The organism is Pseudorhodobacter sp., assembly GCF_030452865.1.
Taxonomy (GTDB): Bacteria; Pseudomonadota; Alphaproteobacteria; order Rhodobacterales; family Rhodobacteraceae; genus Pseudorhodobacter.
In genome coordinates, this window is record NZ_JAKDLJ010000442.1 from 1 (window position 1) to 2,781 (window position 2,781).

Annotated in this window: 1 protein-coding gene and 1 pseudogene; both read left to right on the forward strand. The window is 55.9% G+C overall.

Annotated features, from left to right (window positions below; translation table 11 throughout):
- Window positions 1-2,232 (forward strand): aminotransferase class I/II-fold pyridoxal phosphate-dependent enzyme (locus L0H65_RS17755; protein ID WP_301460548.1); only part of this gene is annotated, 2,232 nt, incomplete at its 5' end.
- A gap of 18 nt (window positions 2,233-2,250) precedes the next feature.
- Window positions 2,251-2,781 (forward strand): annotated as a pseudogene (locus L0H65_RS17760) (biotin carboxylase); the annotation flags it as partial.

Here is a 2,781-nt window from a genome sequence, read left to right on the forward strand (position 1 = left end):
GTCGTGCCCTCGCTTCAGGACGCGTTGATCGCGATAATGTTCAACCACAACATTCAGGCCATCGTGGTGCGCCCCGGCCTGCGGCTGGAAAGCCAGATGGAACTTTCGGTCCTGACCCGCTACCTCAACCGCGCGGGCGGGATCGAGGAAATCGACGCCCTGCCGCCGCAGAACTACGGCGCGGAACTGTGCCGCCTCGTCGCCAAGGTCCGCCCCGAACTTGACGCCTATCTGGTCACGGACCGCTCGGTAGAGGAGATTGCGGGGCTGGATTTGGGCATCTGCCGCCGAGTTTTCTACAATCAGGAAGACTTCATGGAACTGCACCTGAACATCCTGCGCGGGGTTCAGGCCCGGTTCAAGACGCCGTTCTTTACGGCGTTGAAGGAATACTCAAAGCAGCCAACCGGCGTTTTCCATGCCATGCCGATCAGCCGGGGCAAATCCATCAGCCGCAGCCATTGGATTCAGGATATGGGGGCGTTCTATGGCCCGAATATCTTTCTGGCCGAAACCTCGGCCACCAGCGGCGGATTGGACAGCCTGCTGGAACCGCATGGCCCGATCAAGGAGGCGCAAGAACTGGCGAGCCGCGCGTTTGGGTCAAAGCAGACGTTCTTTGCAACCAACGGCACCTCCACCTGCAACAAGATCGTGGTTCAGGCCTTGGTGCGACCGGGTGATATTGTGCTGGTGGACCGCGATTGCCACAAATCCCACCATTACGGCATGGTGCTGGCGGGCGCGCGCGTCCGATACCTGGACAGCTATCCGCTCAACGAATACTCCATGTATGGCGCGGTGCCGTTAAGCGAAATCAAGCACCAGCTTTTGAAGCTGAAAGCAGCGGGAAAGCTGGATAAAGTGCGGATGCTGCTGCTGACAAACTGCACCTTTGACGGCATCGTTTACAATGTCGAACGGGTGATGGAGGAATGTCTGGCAATCAAACCGGACCTGATTTTCCTGTGGGATGAGGCGTGGTTCGCTTTCGCGCGTTTTGGGCCAACCTATCGTCAGCGCACCGGCATGAATGCGGCCAACAGCTTGCGGGTGAAGTTGCGCACTCCCGCGCATGAAAAAGCTTGGGCCAAGCAAGCCGAAAAGCTGAAAGACGCTGATGATGCGACGCTGATGAAAACCCGGCTTATCCCGCCGCCGGATGCGCGGGTACGGGTTTATGCAACGCAGTCGACGCATAAAACTCTGACCAGTTTGCGGCAGGGTTCGATGATCCACGTCAACGATCAGGATTTCAAGGGTGAGGTGGAGGTGGCCTTCCATGAGGCCTATATGACTCACACCTCGACCAGCCCTAACTATCAAATTATTGCCTCGCTCGATGTCGGGCGCAGGCAGGTGGAACTCGAAGGCTTTGAATTCGTGCAAAGGCAGGTTGAAGCTGCGATGTCGATGCGGCGCGCGATTTCAACACATCCGCTTTTGCAGAAATACTTCAAGGTGTTGACCGCGGGTGACATGATTCCCGAACAGCACCGCGAAAGCGGCGTGACGAGTTATTACAGCCCCGAACAGGGTTGGACCGACACTTGGGATTGTTGGGAAAAGGACGAATTCGTGTTGGACGCCACCCGCGTCACGCTTGCTGTTGGCGGCACCGGATGGAATGGCGACACGTTCAAAACCCAGATTTTGATGGATAAATACGGCATCCAGATCAACAAAACCTCGCGTAATACCGTGCTGTTCATGACCAATATCGGCACCACACGATCCTCGGTCGCCTATCTGATCGAAGTGTTGGTGGAGATTGCGAAAGAGTTGGATGAGAGGTTGGACGATGCCTCCAAGATGGAGCGTCTTGCCTTTGACCGACGCGTCAAGAACCTGATGCAGGATTTCCCGCCGCTTCCCGATTTTTCGCATTTCCATCCGGCGTTCTGCGCTGATGCCGACACCGGGGAGGGCGATCTGCGCACACCGTTTTTCCTCTCCTACGATGAAAACAATTGCGACTACCTGGAACTCGAAGGCGGGATCGAGGCGGAAATGGACAAGGGCCGTGATGTGGTTTCGGCCAGCTTCATCATTCCCTATCCGCCCGGTTTTCCGATCCTGGTACCGGGGCAAGTTGTCAGCCGTGAGATTCTGGCCTTCATGCGCGCGCTCGATGTCAGCGAAATTCACGGCTACCGCGCTGATCTGGGCTTGCGCGTCTTTACGGACGAATGCCTGACCCGGCAAATCGAAACCGATCAGCCGCTAAAATAAAACAGAGGGGGACAATTCATGTCAAAGCAACTCAACAACATCTCGGAGATCCGTCGCTTCTTTCACCGCAACGAAGACCCGATCTATTTCATTTCAGCCACCAATTTCAACCTTCTGGGTATTGATGAATGGTGCAAGAATTTCAAATATATCTGCTACATCGATTGTTATGACGGCCGCCACCCGAACGTGTTTTGCCCGTCAGAGCAGCCGCATGCCGAATTCCAGTCGATCGAGGATATCAACAACTATCTGTTGCAACACAAAGAGGTCATCGACCTCGTGAAACGGCGCGGCGGCAAGCCGAAATTCGTGTTCCTGATGTTCGATGAGGAAACCGAACGACTGGCCAAGGAACTGGGCGCGGATGTCTGGTTCCCGAAGGCGAAACTGCGCACCAGCATGGACAACAAGATTGAAACCGTGCGGATAGGCAACAAGGCGGGGGTGCCATCGGTGCCGAACGTGCTGGCTGAGGTCAAAAGCTATGACGAGTTGCGCAAGATCACCGAGAAGGCAGGGATCGGCCACGATCTGGTGTTGCAATCG